Source organism: Enterococcus sp. DIV1315a (genome assembly GCF_051712325.1).
In the GTDB taxonomy this organism is placed as follows: Bacteria; Bacillota; Bacilli; order Lactobacillales; family Enterococcaceae; genus Enterococcus; species Enterococcus faecalis.
Window position 1 is genome coordinate 1,096,084 of the sequence record NZ_JBIOOS010000001.1, and the last position, 21,677, is coordinate 1,117,760.

The 21,677-nt window shown below is 35.3% G+C and carries 18 protein-coding genes; 11 read left to right on the forward strand and 7 right to left on the reverse strand.

Going from position 1 to position 21,677, the window contains the following annotated elements; all coding sequences use genetic code 11:
- The first annotated feature begins 21 nt into the window (after positions 1-21).
- The 8 genes from IGJ03_RS05340 to IGJ03_RS05375 all read left to right on the forward strand — a co-directional run bounded on the left by IGJ03_RS05340 (position 22) and on the right by IGJ03_RS05375 (position 10,945).
- A complete protein-coding gene (locus tag IGJ03_RS05340; RefSeq protein WP_429861486.1) occupies positions 22-4,269 on the forward strand; it encodes an acyl-CoA dehydratase activase-related protein in 4,248 nt (1,415 codons plus the stop codon).
- A 206-nt stretch (positions 4,270-4,475) separates the two neighbouring features.
- A complete protein-coding gene (locus tag IGJ03_RS05345; protein ID WP_002357800.1) occupies positions 4,476-5,183 on the forward strand; it encodes a GntR family transcriptional regulator in 708 nt (235 codons plus the stop codon).
- Between the two features lie 661 nt (positions 5,184-5,844).
- On the forward strand, positions 5,845-6,978 hold the full coding sequence (locus IGJ03_RS05350) for a ThiF family adenylyltransferase (RefSeq protein ID WP_375804703.1): 1,134 nt from the start codon (positions 5,845-5,847) through the stop codon (positions 6,976-6,978).
- On the forward strand, positions 6,942-7,814 hold the full coding sequence (locus tag IGJ03_RS05355; RefSeq protein WP_375804704.1) for a hypothetical protein: 873 nt from the start codon (positions 6,942-6,944) through the stop codon (positions 7,812-7,814). The genes IGJ03_RS05350 and IGJ03_RS05355 overlap by 37 nt, the downstream gene beginning before the upstream one ends.
- 22 nt (positions 7,815-7,836) lie before the next feature.
- The gene (locus IGJ03_RS05360) at positions 7,837-8,781 is read left to right on the forward strand and encodes an ABC transporter ATP-binding protein (protein WP_002363836.1); all 945 of its coding nucleotides are present in this window, start codon (positions 7,837-7,839) and stop codon (positions 8,779-8,781) included.
- Positions 8,759-9,517: an ABC transporter permease gene (locus IGJ03_RS05365; protein WP_002382254.1), complete on the forward strand. Its 759-nt coding sequence runs from the start codon at positions 8,759-8,761 to the stop codon at positions 9,515-9,517. The genes IGJ03_RS05360 and IGJ03_RS05365 overlap by 23 nt, the downstream gene beginning before the upstream one ends.
- Before the next feature lie 8 nt (positions 9,518-9,525).
- On the forward strand, positions 9,526-10,239 hold the full coding sequence (locus tag IGJ03_RS05370; RefSeq protein ID WP_002378341.1) for an ATP-binding cassette domain-containing protein: 714 nt from the start codon (positions 9,526-9,528) through the stop codon (positions 10,237-10,239).
- Positions 10,211-10,945: a hypothetical protein gene (locus tag IGJ03_RS05375; protein WP_002382255.1), complete on the forward strand. Its 735-nt coding sequence runs from the start codon at positions 10,211-10,213 to the stop codon at positions 10,943-10,945. Before IGJ03_RS05370 ends, IGJ03_RS05375 begins: the two co-directional genes overlap by 29 nt.
- A 21-nt stretch (positions 10,946-10,966) precedes the next feature.
- Here IGJ03_RS05375 and IGJ03_RS05380 read toward each other — a convergent pair whose 3' ends face one another.
- Positions 10,967-11,998: a sensor histidine kinase gene (locus IGJ03_RS05380; RefSeq protein WP_224785632.1), complete on the reverse strand. Its 1,032-nt coding sequence runs from the start codon at positions 11,996-11,998 to the stop codon at positions 10,967-10,969.
- A 278-nt stretch (positions 11,999-12,276) separates the two neighbouring features.
- Complete coding sequence (locus IGJ03_RS05385; RefSeq protein WP_002399975.1) at positions 12,277-12,981, reverse strand: LytR/AlgR family response regulator transcription factor; 705 nt, start codon at positions 12,979-12,981, stop codon at positions 12,277-12,279.
- Positions 12,982-13,556: 575 nt separating this feature from the next.
- Here IGJ03_RS05385 and IGJ03_RS05390 point away from each other — a divergent pair.
- A complete protein-coding gene (locus IGJ03_RS05390) occupies positions 13,557-13,988 on the forward strand; it encodes a cupin domain-containing protein (RefSeq protein ID WP_104806596.1) in 432 nt (143 codons plus the stop codon).
- Positions 13,989-14,156: 168 nt separating this feature from the next.
- Positions 14,157-15,071 (forward strand): thioredoxin-disulfide reductase, encoded by a 915-nt coding sequence (gene trxB, locus IGJ03_RS05395; protein ID WP_002357780.1) that lies wholly within the window; start codon positions 14,157-14,159, stop codon positions 15,069-15,071.
- 42 nt (positions 15,072-15,113) lie between these two features.
- On the opposite strand, the gene IGJ03_RS05400 is transcribed toward trxB, so the two are convergent.
- The 3 genes from IGJ03_RS05400 to IGJ03_RS05410 form a co-directional block, all read right to left on the reverse strand.
- Complete coding sequence (locus IGJ03_RS05400) at positions 15,114-15,575, reverse strand: phage tail protein (RefSeq protein WP_104846116.1); 462 nt, start codon at positions 15,573-15,575, stop codon at positions 15,114-15,116.
- A 196-nt stretch (positions 15,576-15,771) separates the two neighbouring features.
- Positions 15,772-16,272: a plasmid sex pheromone cAM373 precursor gene (camE, locus tag IGJ03_RS05405; protein WP_002358931.1), complete on the reverse strand. Its 501-nt coding sequence runs from the start codon at positions 16,270-16,272 to the stop codon at positions 15,772-15,774.
- Between the two features lie 119 nt (positions 16,273-16,391).
- Positions 16,392-18,731: an ABC transporter ATP-binding protein/permease gene (locus tag IGJ03_RS05410; protein WP_375804705.1), complete on the reverse strand. Its 2,340-nt coding sequence runs from the start codon at positions 18,729-18,731 to the stop codon at positions 16,392-16,394.
- Between the two features lie 124 nt (positions 18,732-18,855).
- On the opposite strand from IGJ03_RS05410, the gene IGJ03_RS05415 reads away from it, so the two are divergent.
- Positions 18,856-19,365, forward strand: a complete 510-nt coding sequence (locus IGJ03_RS05415; protein WP_002365578.1) for a MarR family winged helix-turn-helix transcriptional regulator — start codon at positions 18,856-18,858, stop codon at positions 19,363-19,365.
- Positions 19,366-19,402: 37 nt separating this feature from the next.
- Here IGJ03_RS05415 and IGJ03_RS05420 read toward each other — a convergent pair whose 3' ends face one another.
- The gene (locus tag IGJ03_RS05420; RefSeq protein ID WP_002360454.1) at positions 19,403-20,266 is read right to left on the reverse strand and encodes a sugar ABC transporter permease; all 864 of its coding nucleotides are present in this window, start codon (positions 20,264-20,266) and stop codon (positions 19,403-19,405) included.
- A gap of 3 nt (positions 20,267-20,269) precedes the next feature.
- On the reverse strand, positions 20,270-21,613 hold the full coding sequence (locus IGJ03_RS05425) for a carbohydrate ABC transporter permease (RefSeq protein ID WP_002357775.1): 1,344 nt from the start codon (positions 21,611-21,613) through the stop codon (positions 20,270-20,272).
- Positions 21,614-21,677 lie beyond the last annotated feature (64 nt).

Sequence of the window (21,677 nt, forward strand, 5' to 3'; positions counted from 1 at the left end):
AATGAAGGGGTATTTTAATTGATGGTTATGAGAGCAGGGATTGATGTTGGGTCAACGACAGTAAAATTAGTATTTTTAAATAAACAAAATCAGCCTATTTTTACAAAATATGAACGCCATTTTTCAGATGTCAAAGCAGCAACGGAACGCATTTTAAAAGAAGGGCTAGCAAGGATTGGTGCAGACCAACCTGTGACAATGAGCATAACTGGCTCTGGTGGTATGGGGCTGGCTGAGGTATTAGGGATTCCCTTTGTTCAAGAGGTTATCGCGTGTACACGAACTGTTGAAACAATAATACCAGAAACGGATGTTGCTATTGAACTTGGCGGAGAAGATGCAAAAATCACTTTTTTTGATGGTGCTTTAGAGCAACGAATGAATGGTAGTTGTGCAGGTGGGACAGGCGCCTTCATCGATCAAATGGCTGTTTTACTTAAAACGGATGCCAATGGAGTAAATGAATTGGCGAAGAATTATCAAACTATTTATCCGATTGCTTCCCGCTGTGGGGTTTTTGCCAAAACGGATGTTCAACCTTTAATCAATGAAGGAGCAGCGAAAGAAGATATCGCGGCAAGTATTTTTCAAGCGGTAGTTAATCAAACAATCGCCGGGTTAGCTGCTGGTCGCAAAATTAAAGGTAAAGTAGCGTTTTTAGGGGGACCCTTATTTTTCATGTCAGAATTGAGAAAACGGTTTATTGAAACCTTAGCAATTCAGCCAGAAGATGTTATTTTTCCAGAACAACCGCAACTGTTTGTAGCAATGGGTGCAGCACTTTATTCAGAAGATGCAGCCGAATGTACATTGGAAGAATTAATTCAGCGCTTAGTGAACAGCCAGGCTACTGATTTACAGCCGAGCGACACGTTACCACCGTTATTTAACAGCGCAGAAGATTTGGCAGATTTTCGAGAAAGACACGCGCAAGCTCAAGCAACGGAGAAACCTTTATCTCAACATACTGGCGTGACCTTTTTAGGGATTGATGCAGGCTCTACAACGACAAAAGTCACATTGATTGATGAAGATGGTCATTTGTTGTTTTCTTTTTATGGTAATAACCAAGGGCAACCTTTAGAAACCACCATGACAGTACTGAAATCACTTTATCAACAACTGCCTGAAGAAGTTTTTATCGGAAAAGCGGCTGTTACAGGATATGGAGAACAGCTAATAAAAAATGCGTTAAAAGTCGATATTGGTGAAGTTGAAACGATGGCCCATTACAAAGCAGCCAACCATTTTCAGCCAGGTGTGGATTTTATTTTGGATATCGGAGGACAAGATATGAAAGCGATGACCATTAAAAATGGCGTGCTTTCCTCGATACAATTAAATGAAGCTTGTTCTTCTGGGTGCGGTTCCTTTATCGAAACCTTTGCGCAATCTTTAAAATATAATGTGAAGGATTTTGCTTTGGCGGCTTTAGAATCGCAAGCGCCTGTTGATTTAGGTTCTCGGTGTACTGTTTTTATGAACTCAAAAGTGAAACAGGTTCAAAAAGAAGGGGCCTCTGTCGGCGATATTTCTGCTGGACTATCTTATTCAGTCATCAAAAATGCCATTTATAAAGTCATTAAAGTTCGCCGACCTGAAGAGTTGGGAGAAAAGATTGTCTGCCAGGGAGGAACATTTTACAATGAAGCGGTCTTGAGAGCTTTTGAAAAAATTAGCGGTCGTGAAGTGGTTCGTCCATCTATTGCTGGTTTGATGGGGGCCTATGGAGCAGCGCTGATTGCTTTGGACGCTTATGAAATTGGGGAAGAAACCACGCTTCTTTCTTTAGAAGAGTTAGCGGCATTTACCTCTGAAAAGGAATTTACTCATTGCGGCTTGTGTGAAAACAATTGTCAATTAACGGTCACAGTGTTTTCAGATGGGCGCCAATTTATTACGGGAAATCGCTGTGAACGTGGTGCACGAATTAAAATTAAACGAGAAGAACGCAAAGTGAATTTGGTTGATTATAAGTACCGCAAGTTATTTAAGTACCGACCTTTGCGGGAAAATAAAGCGTTTCGTGGGCGCGTGGGTATCCCTAGAGTCCTAAACATGTATGAAAATTATCCTTTGTGGCATACATTTTTTACTGACTTGGGCTTTCGGGTCGAATTATCGCCACGTTCTAATAAGCAAATCTATGAACAAGGCCTTGAAACGATTCCCAGTGATACGGTTTGTTACCCAGCGAAAATGGCGCATGGACATATTCAAGCATTAATTGATGCGCAAGTGCCAATTATCTTTTATCCTGGTGTCGTTTTTGAACAGCAAGAAACAGTGGAAGCGGATAATCATTTTAATTGTCCAATTGTGCAAAGCTACCCAGATGTCATTCGAAATAATGTGGATGCCATCAGAGAGGGCCAAGTAGATTATCGAAATCCCTATCTTAATTTAGCGAATGAAGCTGCAGTTGCCAAAGTTTTAGCTGAAAATTTTGCTGATTTAGGGATTTACTTAGAAGAAATTCAAACAGCGCTGCATCATGGTTATCAAGAATTAGCAGCTTTTAAAAAAGAAATTCAAGAAAAAGGCGAAGAAACGTTAGCCATGTTAACTGAAAAAGGCCAGAGAGGAATTGTCTTATCGGGACGACCGTATCACTTGGATCCAGAAATTAATCACGGCATTGCCGAAGTCATTACACAGGAAGGATTCCATGTCTTGACAGAAGACAGTATCTCGCATCTTGGAGACGTGCAGAATTTACGTGTGGTGAATCAATGGGTCTATCATTCTCGCTTATATGCGGCGGCTAAAGTAGTGGCTAAGACGAAAAATTTAGAACTTGTCCAACTGAATTCCTTTGGTTGCGGCTTAGATGCTGTGACAACCGATCAAGTAGAAGAAATCATGGATCGGTCTGGCAAAATTTATACAGTCCTCAAAATCGATGAAGGTGCGAATTTGGGCGCAATTCGTATTCGGTTGCGCTCCTTGAAAGCGGCTGTCAATGAGCGGGAGAAGCAACAGTTTGTTCCGCATATGCAAATGGAAGAGCCGGAGAAAATTGTGTTTACAAAACAAATGAAAAAAACACATACCTTACTGTTACCAATGCTTAGCCCGATTCATCAATCTGGATTAGTCGATGTAGCATTACAAGCTTCTGGCTATCATGTCGTCTGTTTGCCTGCGCAAGACAAAGAAGCTGTGAATGTCGGGTTAAAATATGTCAATAATGATGCGTGTTACCCAGCAATTATTTCCATCGGACAACTAGTTGAAGCTTTGGAAAGTGGTCAATATGATTTGGATAATGTCAGTGTCTTAATGACGCAAACAGGGGGCGGTTGTCGCGCAACGAATTACATTCCCTTATTACGAAAAGCTTTAAATGATGCTGGTTTTTCTCAAGTTCCTGTAGTTTCAGTTTCGATGGGCAATAAAGGAGTCGAATCCAATCCAGGATTTAAATTTACGTTGCCAATGATCAAGCGCTTAGTAGTTGCCTTTTTATATGGTGACTTATTCGAACGAGTAGTTTATCGAACAAGACCTTATGAAACAGAAAAAGGAATGGTGGATCAACTGCACCAAGATTGGCTAAAAAGAGTGGAAGCCAATGTCCGGAATGGTTCGCTGACACAATTTAATCACTTCATGAAAAAAATTATTCGGACGTTTGATGAAATTCCTTTACAAGAGATAAAAAAACCAAAAGTCGGTGTGGTCGGGGAAATTTTAGTGAAATATTCGCCGACAGCGAATAATGATATTGTGCGTTTGCTAGAAGAAGAAGGTGCTGAAGCAGTTGTGCCAGATATTGTTGGCTTTATGAACTATTCTTTGTACAATCAAATTTGGAAATACGAAAATATGGGCATGTCAAAACAAAGCAAACGTTTAGCAGAATTTGCGATAAAAATCATTGAATTGGTAGAAAAACCAATGGATAAGGCATTGAGAAAGTCGGTCCGTTTTGATGGCATTCATTCCATTTATGATATGGCAGCAGACGCAAGTAAAATTTTATCAATTGGCAATCATACGGGTGAAGGTTGGTTTTTAACAGCTGAAATGATTGAGCTCTTAAAACATGAGGTGAATAACATCGTTTGTATGCAGCCGTTTGGATGTTTACCAAACCATATTGTTGGAAAAGGGGTCGTGAAAGAGCTACGACGTCAATATCCGCAAGCAAACATTGCGGCGGTGGATTATGATCCAGGGGTATCTTTGGTTAATCAGTTAAACCGAATCCGTTTGATGATGGCCACAGCGAACAAGTTGTTGAAAGAAGAAAATGTAAAAAGATAATAACTAATAGCAATTCGTTTAAAAACATTTGACTTGGTCACTTTTTACTGACTAAGCCAAATGTTTTTGTTATAAAAAGAAAGCATGCAACTAGACCAACTTTGATAAAAATTCCAATTCCTCTTTTATTTATCATTTTTTGGTTGTTTACACGGTCTATACCAGTTATAATAGAAGAGGAGATGAACGAAGAGGAGGAAGCGTAAATGGTTCAAAATATACCAATTTATATTCAAATTCACGATAAAATCAAAGAAGATATTGAAAAAGGTGTCTGGAGTATCGGGGATCGTTTGCCCTCTGAGCGAGAATTAGCCTTGAAATTTGATGTTAGTCGAATGACCTTACGCCAAGCCATTCAGACTTTAGCAGACGAAGGGATTTTAGAACGAAAAATTGGTTCAGGAACGTATGTAGCACGTAAGAAAGTTCAAGAAACAATGACAGGTACCACTAGTTTTACAGAAATTACCTTGTCTCAAAATCGCGTTCCTTCTAGTCGGACGGTGTCTTATTTTGTAGCGAAACCTAGTTCTAGTGAGATGGAAAAATTACAACTAGGTCCAGAAGATTCAATTTTACGAATGGAAAGAATTCGTTTTGCGGATGACATTCCGATTTGTTTTGAGGTGGCGAGCATTCCTTATTCATTGGTCTCGCAATATGGCAAATCTGAAATCACGAACTCTTTTTATAAAACACTTGAAGCCAAATCTGGCCACAAAATTGGCCACTCTAACCAAACAATCTCTGCTGTTCAAGCATCGGAACAGATCGCAGAATATTTAGAGATTAAACGAGGCGATGCGATTCTGCGTGTGCGCCAAGTATCCTATTTTGAAAACGGACTACCTTTTGAATATGTTCGTACGCAGTATGCAGGAAGTCGATTTGAGTTTTATTTAGAGAAGTAGAGAAATGATAAGTATGGAAAAATGCCAAGAAATAGGCTGAGGTAAGATATTTTAACCTCCAAAAGTTGTATCTGAAAAATACAATTTTTGGAGGTTATTTTTTATGAACTTATCAGGTAGAATTCAAATTAAAATTAGTGAAAGCATCTCAATTCAAATAAATATTGAATAGAGTAGCAAGTCTGAATACCAGAAAAGTGAGATGGTTTGTCCCGCTATAAATATTGTTAAAAAAACTTATAATAGCTGCTAGTTTATTTGCTTTTATTCTTTTTTTGGCTGTAGTTCATTTTTGTCCATTTTTTACATTTCTTTTTTAAACTGTAACCTAATATAAGATATACCCGTTCAACGCTTTAATCAAATAGTTGCAAAATCAGCAGTTGTTTTGCAAATTGTTACATTGAAATTGTTAGTTATTACCAATCAATAATACTTATGATTGTCAAAGTTATTATATAGATATACTGAAAGAGAAATTTATTTTCTTTTTCAATAAAAAGTTTAGCAGAAGGAGTGATGCGGAATGAAAAAAATTAACGTACGTAAAGCCGATACAGTTGATGCAACAGCATGGTGGATTATTATCTAATTTGATAACCAAATAACGGTTAGACGAGATAGAAATATCTCGTCATTTTTTTAATAAGGAGTGAAAAAAATGAAGTATAAATATCCCAGAATAAAACCAATCTATCCATTATATCAATTAAATAAAGAGAGATTTAGAGTTGGGGCCCAATTAGGAATCACTATTGAATTTGATGATGATGAAGGTCAATTTTGGACATTATCTAATTTACTCGATGGAGTTAGATCGTTTGATGAAGTTGTCACAGAAATGAAGAGGAAATATCCGGAATTAACAGTAAAAGATATCGAAGAAGGGATAGATTTTTTAAATGATGAAGGTCTAATCGAGGAGACGTTTCCTGGTAGAATGATTGAAGATAGATACTTAGCTAATGTGAATTACTTTAGTAGGTACTGTAAAGCTGATGATGATAGATTTGAAATACAGGAAAAGATAAATAACTTGAAAATACTATTATTAGGTCTTGGTGGAGGAGGATCAAATAATCTAACGTTACTAGCGGGTCTTGGCCCCAAGATGATCAGAATGGTGGACTATGACCGAGTTGAAGCAAGTAATTTAGGTCGTCAATTACTATATAGAGAAGCAGATATTGGTGAGAAGAAAACTGTAGTTGCTAAAAGAGCCATTAATGAAATGAACTCAAATATTAACGTTGAAACTGTAGATAAAAAAATAATAGATGTGAATGATGTTGTTGAATTGACAGAAGGAATAGATATCATTGTTTGCGCTATTGATGAACCCCCTTTCCTTATACATAGAATTGTGAATGAAGCTATTGTAAAAGTTGGTTTGCCGTGCGTGTTTGGTGCCTCACAGGTTAGCCGAGGAAGAGTATACACTGTAATACCCCAGAAAACAGGATGCTTTGATTGCATGAATTTGAACTTCAGTAAAAATGACCCTAAATTTGTTGAACAATTTGTAGGTTTTAGAAATATTCAATTTGCTCCTCCATCCATAGCTTATGGTCCTGGTATCTTTCAATTAACAGCATCAATTGTAGATGAGTTAATAAGAGTGGTAACAAGATATGCTGAGCCAAAAAGTTTGGGAACGCAATATGAAATTAACTATGAGGACGGAAACTCGTTCACGCATAAAACTTGGCCAAGGTTTGAGAGTGAATGTCCAACTTGTGGTAAAGGAGATGTCTCCCAATGGGAAATATTTCAATATTATCAAGAGAAGAAATAGGCCGAGACTATACCGAAGCTCGTACGTTAAAACGTAAGCTAAACAATGGCGATTGGGTTTATGTATCAGAAGAAAATCAACTATTAGTGTTGAGTGATGAAGTGGCGAGACAAATTAATTCATCCGAACTAATCGAAGAAGAGGTACTCAATGAATTAGTTGAAAATAAAATTATGATAAAAAAAGCCGATCAGAGAGATGATTATAAGCCGCTATTTGTCGAGCCTAAGAATATCTTATTTAAAAGCTCCTCTTTCCTGATTGATGTTAACGGTATTATTGCGTTTACGATTAGCATATTTTTATTCGTAATCAAGGGGTCTCCTTTTGGAAGTGCAGTAAATGTTTTGTTTACAAATCCTTTAAAATTTCTTCTAATTGCTATTCTTGTCTCAATCGTATCTACAACTTTTCATGAATTTATGCACATTATATTTTCAAGGAATTCAAGGAAAATCAATTTAAACATAGTTAAAGCCGTTGCTACGATACCTATGACTCATGTATGGACGTGGAGTAGGTTTGGTAGAATCACGGCGATCACCTCTGGAATGTCGTCAGATGCAATATTCTTGTTATTTTTTTTGATTATGAATAATAAAAGTGTTGGAGTTAATTCTATTGCGGCATCAATACTTATAACAAGGATATTGTGGCAATTTATCATTATACAAAAAACAGATATTAACATTTTGATTTCTTTTGTGGTTGATAATCCTTTCTACTTTGAAGAGGTCGCAATTATGAAATTAATCATTATTAAAGTAATAAGCATAAGTGTGCTAGCAATGATAATTTGGTTATGGTTCCAACCTGTTATCAATCAATTTAATTAAGTCTAAATATAGGAGGTTTGCTTTGAATCAACAGTTAGAATTACATTCGCTAAGTAAAAAGTACAAGAAATCAGAGAGTTGTGCAAATGATAATATAAATTTGCGCTTTAATAAAGGTGAAATAACTGCCATAGCTGGACATAACGGCGCTGGTAAAACAACAATGTTGAATCAGATTATAGGTATAACGAAATCAACAAAGGGCTCTATAACATTTAATGGTCTATCATTTGCGAGAGATAGTAAAATTGCAAGAGAATATGTCTCTATGATGCCTCAACTACATGCTCCCTTGGCAGGTATAACGATGGCTCAATCTGTCGAGTCAATAATAAGAATAAGAGGAGGCAGTCAGAAAATAGCTGAAGAAGAGTGTATTAAAATTTTAAAAGAATTAAAAATAGATGGATGGAAAGATATACCAGGACAGAAACTTTCAGGCGGACTTAGAAGGCTCACTTCATTTGCAATGGCCGTTGTGTATCCTTCTCCAATAATAGTCCTTGACGAACCTACTAATGATGTGGATCCTATTAGACGGCAAAAAATATGGAGATATCTGAAAAAATTATCTAATAAGGGGCATATAATCATCGTGGTCACACACAATATTTTAGAAGTTGAAAAATATGCTGATAGATATATTTTAATGAATCATGGAAAGGTTCTTGAGGATAAGAACTTAAAAAAACAGTCTATAAAAATAAACGATCGAAATTATATGACTGTTAACTTTCTTAATCTAAGTGATTTGAAGAGTGTAATAGTACCGAGTGCAATTCAGACTAACATAAACGATGAGGAATTAATGATAGAAATGGAATTAGAGAACAGTCAAGTGTTAGAAGCAGTTGACTGGGTCATGAAATTAGTAATAGAAAGAAAAGTTCAAAATTATAAAGTTTCCCCAAAATCCTTAAATGAAACCTATGGAGAGTTAATAGATGAAAATGATAAAAAATTATAGAAGAAAATCAATGATTAAGGAATTATTTGCTTTAGTAGGGTGGAGTTTATTAAGACATAAATACTTATTGCCTGTTTTTACATTAACTCAAGTATTTCTATCATTAGCAATTGTCTACGGGTTAGCACTTCTAATACCAGATGTGAATAATCAGACAGCTATCTATCTGTCATCTGGAGCAACTACTCTTGGGATTATTGCGGTAGGGTGCGTTCTTGCTGCTCAAATAGTAAGTACAGCAAAACAGGAGGGCATTGTGGACTATCAAAGGACATTGCCAGTTTCTCGGTTGAACATATTAATTTCCGACTTTATAATTTGGGGAATGGCCTCACTACCTGGGGTGTTTATGTCATTTTTAGCGGCATATTTAAGATTCGATGTCCAAATTAGATTCTCAATGAAGGCCCTAGCTATTCTTAGTCTAATTCAATTATGTATGATCTCTATAGGTTTTGCTTTGGCATATTGGCTAACACCTAATGTAGTAGGATTAGCAACTCAGATAATTATGATAGGTGGACTTTTATTCTCGCCTATTACTTATCCAACAGATAGATTGCCTTCTGCTTTAGTGAACTTTTTTGAATTTTTACCATTTGTTCCATCGAGTAATTTGATAAGATCACTGTTTTATGAACAGAATACTGTTAATGTTTCTAATATTATTGTAGTTTGTTTTTGGTTCGTGTTAACTACATTACTTTCACTTATTTCATTGTCAAGAAGGGACTGAATTGCAAAATGCAAACAATAAATATAAATAATTTATATAAAAAAGTAAGTGATACATTCAATTTAAAGGTTGATCAATTAGATTTAGAAGTAGGGAAAATTTATGGATTAGTTGGTCCGAATGGTGCAGGTAAAACAACTTTGATGAAATGTCTATGTAGTTTGCTTAGACCTGATAGTGGAATACTTAAAATAGACAATCGGCAAGTAGAAATAGCAGACCCTAAAATATTATTGCAGGTGGGTACTAACTTTGTTAACTCAGATAGTTTAAATGGATTTATGCTTGAAGATATATACAATGACCATGCTTTTTATTACAAGTTAAAAAATTTGTTAATGATAGAGACTCTATTAATGGATGTTGGTCTAAATGTAAATAAAAAAAGAAAGTTTAATACAATGTCTTTAGGAATGAAACAAAGGTTTTTGCTAGGTCTTGCTACAGCTCACAACCCTTCATTAGTATTATTAGATGAGCCATTTAACGGTTTAGATCCTGATGGTGTAGAGTTATTTATTGAGAATGTTAAGACCTTGTCCGAAAATAGAGTGTTGATAATTAGTAGTCATATATTGAGAGATATGGAAACATTTCTTGATGACGTTATATTTATAGAGAAAGGCAATGTACAAGAACCAAAATCAATGGTTGAGATTCGAGAAGAGTATAGAGAGGGGTTGAAAGAGTATTATGATGAACAAAAGAGAAAACATGATTAGTGACTCAAAATTGAATGTTTATAGATATGAATTAGATAAAATTAAAAATGTTTGGTTTAAAGTTTTCTTAATTACACTGGTAATCCAAATGTTATTTTTTATGTTTTTCTCATTTGTGGGGATATTTGATGAAAGTGCTGATACGATCTCGTCATTTCAAGGAATTATAGCATTATCGAACACTGTTTCTATGTGCGGCATATCAATTTATGGAGCTGTATTACTAAGGAAAGAGCTTGTACGATTTTATGTTGGCAATCACCGGAATAGAACGTTTCTTTTTCCGATTGATCGAAAAGAGCTTCTCGTAAAAAAAACAAGTTCTTTTTACGTAATAATCTTATCTAGCTTTGGAAGTGCGCTTCTTATTTCATTTGTGACTGAAGTTTTGCTTAACTTAATTTTGAAGTTTCATAGTTCAAATTTATTTTTTGAAATTTACCTTGGTCTTATTACCATAGTTACAAGTTGTAGTCTACTATTCGTAATTTTGATATTGTCAGAAATAATTTCAATTTGGAAACAATCGGAAATTGCTTCAATAATAACGTCAGTGGTACTAATGCTAATATATTCGAATTTTTCTGCTATGGGTCTTATGAATTTTCCAACTATAACGTTCCTATTTTCAACGATTATGGGATTGATGCTTGTTTGGTTATTTTTGAAATTTTCTGATAAATTATGCGACATGGAAGTATACTAAAAAATGCGGTGATTTACTTGATTAGTTATCACCGCATTTGTTTCCTTTGTATACATTAAATATAACTATAGTTACAAAATATCTACGTTCTTTCGTCCAGTGACGTTGAATACCACCTAATTGTTGTAAGAGATCACCAATGTTTTTCATTCCTAAACCTTTATCTTTTCTATGTTTTCTTGTAAAAATTTCTTCAGAATTATAGTTATTAGATACTTCAATAAATAAATCATTATTGACTTGCTTGATAATTATATTGACATATCTGTCAATCGGCTTGATTCTCTTCGATGCTTGTATGGCGTTATCAATTATATTTCCAATTACAATAGTTAGAACGTCATTATTAATTTTTATATTTTTAGAGACAAATATCTGATGATCAACATTAATTTGATTCTTTCTTGCTTCAGCAAGCTTTTCATTCAATAGGTAGTTTAATACTCCATCGGCAGCATAAGTTTTTGTTGGTGGTTCTAAAATATCAAAACTACTCTTAATATAATCGATAGCTTCATTAACTTCTTCATTTTCGATAAGTCCGAGGATTGTTAAGTATTGATTCTTCAAATCATGTTTTAATTTTAAAACGTTAGTTCTGTTTCTCTTTATTTCATTTAAAATTCTATACTCCACTTCGATATTTTTTTTTCTCAAAGTAAGATCATATTGATTTTTTTGATATTCTATAGTGATTTTATAAAGAAAAATTACACAGATGTTTAAAAATATGACACTAATCGTAATAGTAATCTCAGAAATTTTGTCATTGTTGTTTCCTATTAAAAGCCCAAATAAAATGATTATTGATAGTATGGGAATAGGTAATAAAATCACAATAAATGATAAGTTTGTCGATAATTCAGACTTTGCTTCTTTAACTATTGAAAATTTAAGTATGACTATCCAGGCTACCCCAATCAAAGTTGTAATTGTTATTGAAGTTATGAAAAAAGTAGGGCTACCATAGGATGTTAATTCTGCATTTAAAATTATTTTCGTAAAGTGTAACGACAATACTTCACAGATTAAATTTATTGATATAAGTGTCATTGTCCATACGGCCGAGTCGAGATAAGGGACCGAGTGTAGCATAGCAATAGTGTAAGTTAAAATGAAACTTAGTAATAAGTTAAGATACGGTAAATAAATGTTCGGTATGTAAGCATTGGATAATATAATCGTAACCATGGCTGATATGATTATAACAATCCAGATGACATTATAAAATTCTCTATGACTTTTAATAGCTGTTGACCAATTAGAAAAAAAATAAGAGATAAGAAATAAATAAACTAACAAACTTAGGCTTCGTAATGTTATATCAAGCATTATATCTTTCCTCTCATGGACATAACTATACTTTTATGAGCGGCGGCTTTGAAGCGCCTACTTATTGGTATTTCAATACATTTTTCTTTAGAATCCATTAATAGGAAATTTTTTCCTAACTCTTTTATATAAGCGCAATTTATTATGAAAGAAGAGTGGACTTGCACAAAATTCGTATCAAGTTGTTCGTTTATCTGATTCGTTGACATATAGGGTTTGTAGATTTCTCCAACTGTATGAATCAATACTTGTCTTTTATCTTTTTCGAAATAAATGATATCTTTGGTTGGTATTTTATAAGTAACTTTGTTACTAGAAAATACAAAATAATTTCTTTTTTTTTCTAGCTGTTGTCTCAGTTTTTCCAAAACTTGGTGCAACCGATCTTCCGTAGGCGGTTTCAATAAATAATCAAAAGTTTGTACTTGGAAGACTTCTTCCATGTATTCTTTGTAACTCGTCAAAAAAACGATAGGTGATAAAATATCACGTTCTCGGATTTTTTTTGCCAAGTCTATTCCGCTCATTTCACTCATTTCTATATCTAAAATAAAAAAGTCAAAATTTTCTTGGTCAAGTTGATTGACTAACTTGAGAGGATTGTAGTAGGTATAGGTTTCAAATATATTTGGGTTATAATTAAATAGCATCGTGTTTATTTTTTCGGTTAACGTTGGATTGTCATCACAAATAGCAACTTTCAACAATAAAACCTCCTTTTTTTCATTCTATATATATTATGAATTAAATTATCTTTAAAAACAATCATTTTTTGTTAGCACAACTGATAAACCGACATAAGTAATCTGGATAAAAATATCAAAAATTCAGGTTACTGACAAACATTTAATTAGCATCTAAAAAATAATCATGTAAATTAAATGAGCAACGAAAACATCTGTTAGGGTGCTATCAATTTTTTTAAAATCTACATATGATTAAAACTTGATGCTATAATGTTACTAGTAAGGTCAATGTATACCATAGCAGTACTTGAGAAAAGTAGAAGTGTTTCTGATGTTAGATATGTGGGCTGTGTGTTGACTGATTTTCCTTTGAAGTTGAATAATAAGTTCGTGAATAATCGGAAATACTATATTTTTTCTGGTGAACAGATGGATTAGTGAAGATTGATACTGAACAGTCAATTGTTTTAAAAAAAGTGATTTTCAAATGGTAATAAAAGTATATTTAAAGGAACTCGAATTTTCAGAAAGTAGCTTCAAACTTAGTTTGAAAGAATAGCTTTCGGCTATAAAAAAGTTAAAAGGAGCCTGCCATGTTACAGAAATACATAGAAATTTTAACAAGAGACGAGGCCATCTTTCGTAAAAAGCCAGATGGAACAGAAGTAAATTATTTTCTATTTCCAGAGTTTGAAATACATATAAATAGCTTGCCAGGAAAAACTGTGCAAGGTTGGCATAAGCATCACAAAATCGAGGAAGTTTTACTTGTGCAGTCGGGAAAAGTGAAAATAGAAGAGGTAGAAAATCAGCAAATTATTTCAAGAATTTGTGCAGAAGGAGAACTTATTCGGATGCATAAAAGTCTTCATCGGATTAGTAATCCTGATACGTTATCTGCATCATTTACAGTATTTCGTTTTGTTCCACAAGGGCAAAATCAACAAGAATGCATAAAAAATGATAAAGAAGAATTCTCTGATGCGGCAGTACAACGGCTTCTAAAAATAAATGATTCGTTGTGATCGTTATTTTTAAACTTTTCTTTTCCCCCTCCTAGAAAACACAAAACCGTGGTACAATAACTTACGTAATAGACACACCTACTCCGAATGTCAAAAAAGGGCAGAAAAGTAGACAAGAAATTGTTTAAGGAGTAAAGTAAACTTACTTAAAATTTTGGGGGAAATAAAATGTATGATGTAATTATCATTGGTGCCGGTCCTGCTGGGATGACGGCAGCACTTTATGCATCACGGTCTAATCTTTCTGTATTGATGATTGAACGCGGTGCGCCTGGTGGGCAAATGAACAACACTGCTGAGGTAGAGAATTACCCAGGCTTTGATTCTATTATGGGTCCAGAATTGGCCTATAAAATGTATGAAAATGTAGAAAAATTTGGTACGGAAAATGCGTATGGCATTGTGATGGGCATCGAAGACCACGGATCCTATAAAGAAGTGATTTGTGATGACAAATCTTATGAAGCTAAAGCGGTAATTATTGCAACAGGCTGTGAACACCGAAAATTGGGTGTAAAAGGCGAAGAAGAATTTGCTGGCCGTGGTGTTTCTTATTGTGCCGTTTGTGACGGTGCCTTCTTTAAAAATAAACGCTTAGTAGTTGTTGGTGGCGGCGATTCTGCAGTTGAAGAAGCAATCTATTTAACACAATTTGCTTCTGAAGTAGTGATTGTTCACCGTCGTGATGAATTGCGTGCGCAAAAAATCATTCAAGATCGTGCCTTTGCAAATGAAAAGATTTCCTTTGTTTGGGATACAGTTGTCGAAGAAATTGTTGGCAATGAAATGGTCGTGACAGGTGTGAAAGCCCGGAATGTCAAAACAGATGAAGTTTCTGAAATTGAAGCAAACGGCGTGTTCATTTACGTGGGGCTAGATCCATTAACAGAACCATTTAAGAAAGCTGGTATTACGAATGAGGCTGGTTGGATTGAAACAGACCAAGAAATGAGAACAAAAATTCCTGGTGTTTATGCCATTGGTGATGTCCGTGAAAAAACATTGCGTCAAATCACGACAGCGGTCGGTGAAGGCGGTATTGCTGGACAACAAGTATTTAACTATATTGAAGAATTAAAATAAAAAAATGCTTTTGCCTTTAAGAATAAGGGCAAAAGCATTTTTTTAATAGGTTCCTTTAATGACAAAATAAGAGCCGCGAATGGTTCCAGCTAATTTTGATTTTTGACGAGCAAATTTGAATTTTCCTTCAAATTCTGCAGGGATTGCCATACCATCTGAAAGTTTAAACCCAACGGCGCGTTTGCCTTCCTCAGCTAATGTGTACATCACGTTAACTGCTAAGCCGTTTTCATAAAATACATAGGCCATTTTTATGCCATCTAAAGTGAAAGAAGAAATTTCAAGTGGCTTGTAAGGGAAATGTAATTCTCGTTCTAATAAAATTTTTTCAATCCAGGCCAATGTTTCTGGAGCTTCAGCGGCAGGGACGGTCGTAAAGCGATGTTTGTATTTATTCCAAAAATAGCGAGCTTCATTCGCTCTTAGTCCAGCAAGAGCAGGTGCCACTGGTGAACTTTCTAAACCAATAGTAGTTACTTCTTTAAAATCAACTGTATAAACCATGATTTGATACTCCCATCTTTTCTTTTAAACTAAGTATAACGGTAGCAGGGGGAACGAACAATTATTATTACTTAAAAGAATGAAATTGGGACAGAACAATCGGCTTCGGAAAATGTTAAGATTTCCGAAAGCGTAGGTTCTGTCCCAAAGAGTATTTTAAGATTTGGTTATTTCGTGATAAGTTATACGCTTGTGCTTATTTATTGGCATCTAAGGTAACTTTTTCATCTGCCGTAGTCGTTTTAACATCTACTGTATAAACAAGTTTATTGTTATTTTTGGTTAACTTCCAAGTCAAAATACGTGGAGAAAGTCCTCCAACTTCTTTTTTTGCTTTGGCTAAAACGTCGTTAACAGCGCCTAATTCTTTGACTTCAGCAGCTGAAAAGGCTGTCTCGTTTTCGCCAAGTTGATTTGCTTCAGTATTTTTGGTGACTTTTCCTGTTTCAGGATTCACGTAAAGTGTTTCTGTATCGTTGGTAAAGATATAGCTGTAGTCACTTGCTGGTTCTGTATCAAATTGGACATTTACTAATGGTTTGCTGTTGCCAGCTTCTTTTTCATAGATTTCAGCAGCTTGCTGCAAACTAACTTTGTACTTAGTATCAGTGACAGCATCTTTTCCTATGCCACAACTAGCTAAAATAAAAATAGCTCCTAAAAGTGAAAAAAATAGTAAAAATGGTTTTTTTAACATGAAATTACCTCGTTTCCTTTTATTAAGTATTCACAATCATTTAGTATACGGAGGTTTTATAAGAAATACAAATAAAAAAATAATCCTTTAAGAGAAATTAAAGGATTATTTTTTGTTATTTATTCTGCACGTAAAGCAACTGCCGCATCTTTTTTCGCTGCCATTCGGGCAGGAATATGGCCACCAATCATGGTTAAGATTGTGCTAATTACAATCAAAATAATCCCGTGAATTGGATTTAAGGTGGCAACATTTTCTAAATCAGTCAGGTTATAGAGCACTGCATTGATCGGAAATGTTGCGAGAAAGGCAATCACAACACCAAGAATACCAGAGGCAACGCCTAAAATAGCAGTTTCGGCATCGAACACCCGGGTAATATCTTTTTTACGAGCTCCTAACGCTTTCAGGATACCGATTTCTTTGGTCCGCTCAATGACAGAAGTATAGGTGATAATCCCAATCATAATCATACTTGTAACAAGGGAAATCCCAGCAAATGCAATCAGCACATAAGTGATGGCATCCATTAAACCACCTGTTAAGCGGGTCATTGTTCCAGCTAAATCAGAATAGATGATTTGGTCTTTTTTATCTTTTCCTTTGTTATAAGCATCTAAATAATCAAGAATTTTATCTTTTGATTTGAAATCGTTTGGATAAATCATAATACTTGAAGGGATTTCGTTCGCTCCTAAATAAGACAACAGGTTTTCTTTCGCGGAAGCATCTAATGTTTCGTTAGTCATAACGTTAGTGTTGCTGGCTTCTTGCGCTTTAACAATGTCAGAGGTTTTGTTTTTGGCAATCATATTAGTTGAAAGTGCATCGCTATAAGCAATTCCAGGTGCTAATAGATTCATTGTTGAAGAATCTTTAATTCGCAAAATCCCTGAAATTGTTAATTCAGTATTTTCTGGGTTATCGTAAACAGTTTGCAAATCTTGGTTAGGAATGAAGTTGCCTGTCGGTAATTTGGTGTAAAATGCATTATTATTGGCTAATTTCATTTTTGTGCCAACAATGTCTGAAAAGGCAATCTTTTGATTATCTTTCACGTCAAAGCCAAGATTTTTTAAAGCATTAATATTGGTGGTATTGTTACTATCGACGATTAAAACGACATCGGTTTCTTTTTCTGGATAATTTCCTTCAAGCAACGAGTAATTGTCTTTTAAGAAATTGTTTTTTCCATTTTCTAGTTGTTTAGGAAAAGCAGAAACGCCGACACCAGTTTGGGCAGCCATCATAGAAGCCATCGCGTTTGATTGGCCGTCGGGTGCATCGTTTGAAAATTTGACAGCTTGTGCTTTCCCGTTGATTTCTCTTAATAAGTTCATATTGACTAGACGAGTATAGCCGATATTATTACTTAATTCAGGATCAATGTGATTGACATAGTCAATAAACTTTTGATCAATTAAATTCGTGTGTTGCGCACGGTCCGCATCGCTAATTTTAGCAGTCACTTCTTTTTCTTTCGGGAAGGTGCCTTTTTTGTCCTGATTATTGAAACTTTCTGGATCTTGATCGGTCGCTATTTTAGAAATGGTAATCGGAAATTGCGCTAACGTTTCCGACTGAGTTTTATCAATTTGTTTCTGGAATCCTGTTGAAAGAGAAAGGACAATCGCAATACTGATAATTCCGATACTTGAAGCAAAGGCGGTTAAAAAAGTTCGCCCTTTTTTAGTGCGGATATTATTAAAAGATAAACGCAGCGCAGTCGTGAATTTCATTTTGGTGCGTTTCAATTCGAAAGGTTCTTTTTTTTCATGTTCAATATGAGGACGCGAGTCATGACGAATTTGGCCATCTGAAAATTCAATAATTCGATCAGCGTATTCGTGAGCTAATTCAGGATTGTGGGTCACCATAATAACTAATTTTTCTTTCGAAAGTTCTTGGATAAGTGCCATAATTTGCAGACTGGTTTCTGAATCCAATGCACCAGTTGGTTCATCACAAAGTAAAATATCGGGATCATTAGCTAAAGCGCGAGCAATGGCAACCCGTTGCATTTGACCGCCAGATAATTGGGAAGGTTTTTTATGGATATGGTCCTTCAAACCGACACGGATGAGTGCATCTTCGGCTTTTTGGCGTCTTTCTGCTTTTGAAATACCACTCAGTGTCATACCAAGCTCGACATTATCCAAAATCCCTTGATGACTAATTAAGTTGTAACTTTGAAAAATAAAACCAATTGAGTTATTCCGATAAGCATCCCAGTCGGCTTCTTTAAAATTTTTTGTTGATTTGCCGTTAATGATTAAGTCACCAGAATCGTAATTGTCCAATCCGCCAATCACATTCAACATCGTCGTTTTACCAGAGCCGCTGGGACCCAGAATGGCTACAAATTCTTGTTTTCGAAAAGCGACAGAGACGCCATCTAAAGCTTTAGTGGTCGTTCCGCCGACAGTATAATATTTTTTTATCTCTTTGAGTTCTAGCATATTTTTCGCATCCTTCTTCCAATTTATCAACAATACAACCTTAAGTTAGTGTATAACGTAACATAATAGTTAACAAAAATCAATCATTACCATTTGATAATCAAGTGAATTTAGTATACACTAGGTGGGAAACGAGGGAGAACATATGGATAAAGAGAAGCATTCATCAAATTTAGATATTAGTGTCTTTACTGAAATTTTTTCATATATGAGCCAATTGCTTTTTAAAGACCTAGACTTGGAGGATCTAAAATTAACCAAGTTAGACATGTTAATTTTATTAATTGTGGCAACAAATGAAGGAATTAGTATGACGGAGTTAGCCAACCAAGTAGGAACGTCGAAAGTTCAAGTGAGTCGCTCTATTGCGGGGTTAGAAGAACGAGCGATTGTTCAACGTCGCCATAATCAAGAAAATCGCCGCGTGGTTAATGTTTATACGACAAAAGAAGGCGAGAAGCTCTTTAAGCAAAAAGAAAATCAAGTAAAACAGCAACTATCTGAAACGCTTAGTGTTCTTTCCTTAGAGGATTATCAAGAGGTCAATCAACACTTTTTGGCGGTCATGAAAATTTTGTCCAATTATCAAGCGCTACGAAGAAAAACGTGTAAGGAAAACAACGCCAAAAAATAAAAAACATCGTTTGGCTATAAACCAAACGATGTTTTTTCTAGCCTTTGACAGAGCCAGAAGTCACGCCTTCTACATAGAAACGTTGCATTAATATAAATAAAATAGTAATTGGAATGGCAATCAGCACACATCCTGCTGTAAAAGCCATGAATAGTGAATTGGCTGTTGATTTGGTCATCATCGAAAAGAGACCAATCGCAACGGTGTAATTTTCAACTTTATCACCCATAATAACTTTTGCGAAAATAAAATCCATCCAAGGGCCCATGAAGGCGGTTAAAGAAGTATAGACAATAATTGGTTTCGACAATGGCAACGTAATTTTTGTGAAAATTTGCCACTTGTTGGCACCGTCAATCATAGCCGATTCGTCTAAAGCCATCGGAATGGTATCGAAGAAACCTTTGGCGATGTAAAAACCTAGCGCCGAGCCTGCAGAGTAAACCAGAATTAAAGCGAATAAACTTTCAGTTAAATTTAAGGCTTTTAAAATATAGTAAACGGCAATCATGCTCATAAAACCAGGGAACATATTTAAAACGAGCGCCACTTTTAAAAATGGTTTTCTTAAGCGGAAACGCAACCGTGACAGCGCATAAGCCATTGCGATTGTAATAAAAGTTGATAACAGACAGCTTGCGATGGAGACGAACAAGGTGTTCAAAAACCAACGGACAAAGGGGAAGTTGCCAGTCTGATTTGTTAATAATACTTTATAATTTTCTAAAGTGAATGTTTTGGGAATGATATAGGGAACAAATGCACCGCCTTCGCCACGAAAACTTGTTAAGATAATCCACACAATGGGGAACATCCAAAAAACTGCTAAAATGGTTAGAATGATGTAAACGCTGGTAAGTGCAGTGCGTTGTTTTTTCTGGTAACTTTTTGCTTTAGCCATAAGTTACGCCTCCTTAAATGAATTCGTCCGTGTATAGGCAATTAAACTGAAGACTGCGGAGAGAATGAAGATTAAAATACCAATCACAGAGGCTAAATTGTAATCCATTGTATCGACAGTCAATTTGTATAGCCAGGTAACTAAAAGGTCAGTTGAGCCTGCACCGTAGAAGTTAGAATTGGCTGGCCCACCGCCTGTTAATAGATAAATGACATTGAAGTTATTGATGTTGCCAATAAACTGTTGAATCAGCGCCGGGGTCATCACAAATAGAATTTGTGGAAACGTAATACTTTTAAAAATTTGCCATTTATTGGCACCGTCAATTCTAGCTGCTTCGATTTGATCTTCAGGAAGATTTTGGATAATCCCTGTAGAGATTAACATCGTAGCAGGAATACCAATCCACATATTGACAACAATAATGGTTAATTTTGCCCAATTCGGATCTGTTAAGAAGGGGATAGAAGAATCGATTAAGCCCCAGTTTAACAACAGAGCATTGATAGGTCCGGAACCATTTAAGAGGTTTCGCATAATTAAAAGTGAAACAAACGGAGGTACGGCCATCGTGATAACAAAAATAGTCCGCCAAAACGCTTTATATTTTAAGCCTTTTGTATTGATAAGCAAGGCTAAAATGATTCCAAAAAAGAAACAAGTTGCGGTTGCGAAAACAGCCCAAATCAAGGTCCAGCCAAGTACTGGAAAGAACGTTGAAGCCATATCGCCTGTGATTACATTACCTAGATTTGCCAATCCAACCCAAGTAAAAAGGTTTTTCGGTGGTAAATGGTTATGGTCGTAGTTGGTAAAAGCAATTGAAATCATATATAACAACGGCAAGATGGTAAAGAAAAGAACGCCTAGTAAGGGGATCGTCATTAAAGTTGCATGGAAACGTTCGTTTAACAAGCTGCGTAAATCATCCATAGTTGTTGGAATTTTTTTGCCGGCTGTCTTTAATTCATATAGGTGACGGGCGCTTTTTAAATTGATTACATATAAAATGATTAGCGATAAACAGACTAAAATTGCTGCAATTCCGAATAATAATAAGAGCATTGAATTATCGCCTTCTTTTAGAACTTCAATCCCTAAAGAATCATCATATACTAATCCTTGCTGTTGGGTCCCTAGTGTTCCTAGCATCATTAATGCATGGAAACCATTACGGATTAACCAATAGATAAAGCCAATTTCAGCTGTTAAAAAGATGATTCCCTTTAACCACTGCTTGTTGGCGAAGTTTGCAGCACCCATAACTAAAAAAGATAGTTTTGTAGCGAAGTCGCCTTTTTTAAAGACCTCTCGAAATGACGTCTGGGCTTTCTTTTTCTTGAACATCTTCGTTCACTCACTTTCTACTTAAATAAAAAAGATAGAGGAAATGGGACAGCAGATTGAAGCT

What these genes read in the sequence shown, in the direction of transcription:
- IGJ03_RS05380 (WP_224785632.1), bottom strand. Translation starts at nt 11,998, where the DNA reads ATGACACTTATATCAATAAATTTAATCTGTGAAGTATTGTCGTTACAC.
- IGJ03_RS05425 (WP_002357775.1), bottom strand. Translation starts at nt 21,613, where the DNA reads ATGTTCAAGAAAAAGAAAGCCCAGACGTCATTTCGAGAGGTCTTTAAA.
- IGJ03_RS05410 (WP_375804705.1), bottom strand. Translation starts at nt 18,731, where the DNA reads ATGCTAGAACTCAAAGAGATAAAAAAATATTATACTGTCGGCGGAACG.
- IGJ03_RS05370 (WP_002378341.1), top strand. Translation starts at nt 9,526, where the DNA reads ATGCAAACAATAAATATAAATAATTTATATAAAAAAGTAAGTGATACA.
- IGJ03_RS05420 (WP_002360454.1), bottom strand. Translation starts at nt 20,266, where the DNA reads ATGGCTAAAGCAAAAAGTTACCAGAAAAAACAACGCACTGCACTTACC.
- IGJ03_RS05400 (WP_104846116.1), bottom strand. Translation starts at nt 15,575, where the DNA reads ATGGTTTATACAGTTGATTTTAAAGAAGTAACTACTATTGGTTTAGAA.
- IGJ03_RS05375 (WP_002382255.1), top strand. Translation starts at nt 10,211, where the DNA reads ATGATGAACAAAAGAGAAAACATGATTAGTGACTCAAAATTGAATGTT.
- IGJ03_RS05365 (WP_002382254.1), top strand. Translation starts at nt 8,759, where the DNA reads ATGAAAATGATAAAAAATTATAGAAGAAAATCAATGATTAAGGAATTA.
- trxB (WP_002357780.1), top strand. Translation starts at nt 14,157, where the DNA reads ATGTATGATGTAATTATCATTGGTGCCGGTCCTGCTGGGATGACGGCA.
- IGJ03_RS05340 (WP_429861486.1), top strand. Translation starts at nt 22, where the DNA reads ATGGTTATGAGAGCAGGGATTGATGTTGGGTCAACGACAGTAAAATTA.
- IGJ03_RS05345 (WP_002357800.1), top strand. Translation starts at nt 4,476, where the DNA reads ATGGTTCAAAATATACCAATTTATATTCAAATTCACGATAAAATCAAA.
- IGJ03_RS05350 (WP_375804703.1), top strand. Translation starts at nt 5,845, where the DNA reads ATGAAGTATAAATATCCCAGAATAAAACCAATCTATCCATTATATCAA.
- camE (WP_002358931.1), bottom strand. Translation starts at nt 16,272, where the DNA reads ATGTTAAAAAAACCATTTTTACTATTTTTTTCACTTTTAGGAGCTATT.
- IGJ03_RS05390 (WP_104806596.1), top strand. Translation starts at nt 13,557, where the DNA reads ATGTTACAGAAATACATAGAAATTTTAACAAGAGACGAGGCCATCTTT.
- IGJ03_RS05355 (WP_375804704.1), top strand. Translation starts at nt 6,942, where the DNA reads ATGGGAAATATTTCAATATTATCAAGAGAAGAAATAGGCCGAGACTAT.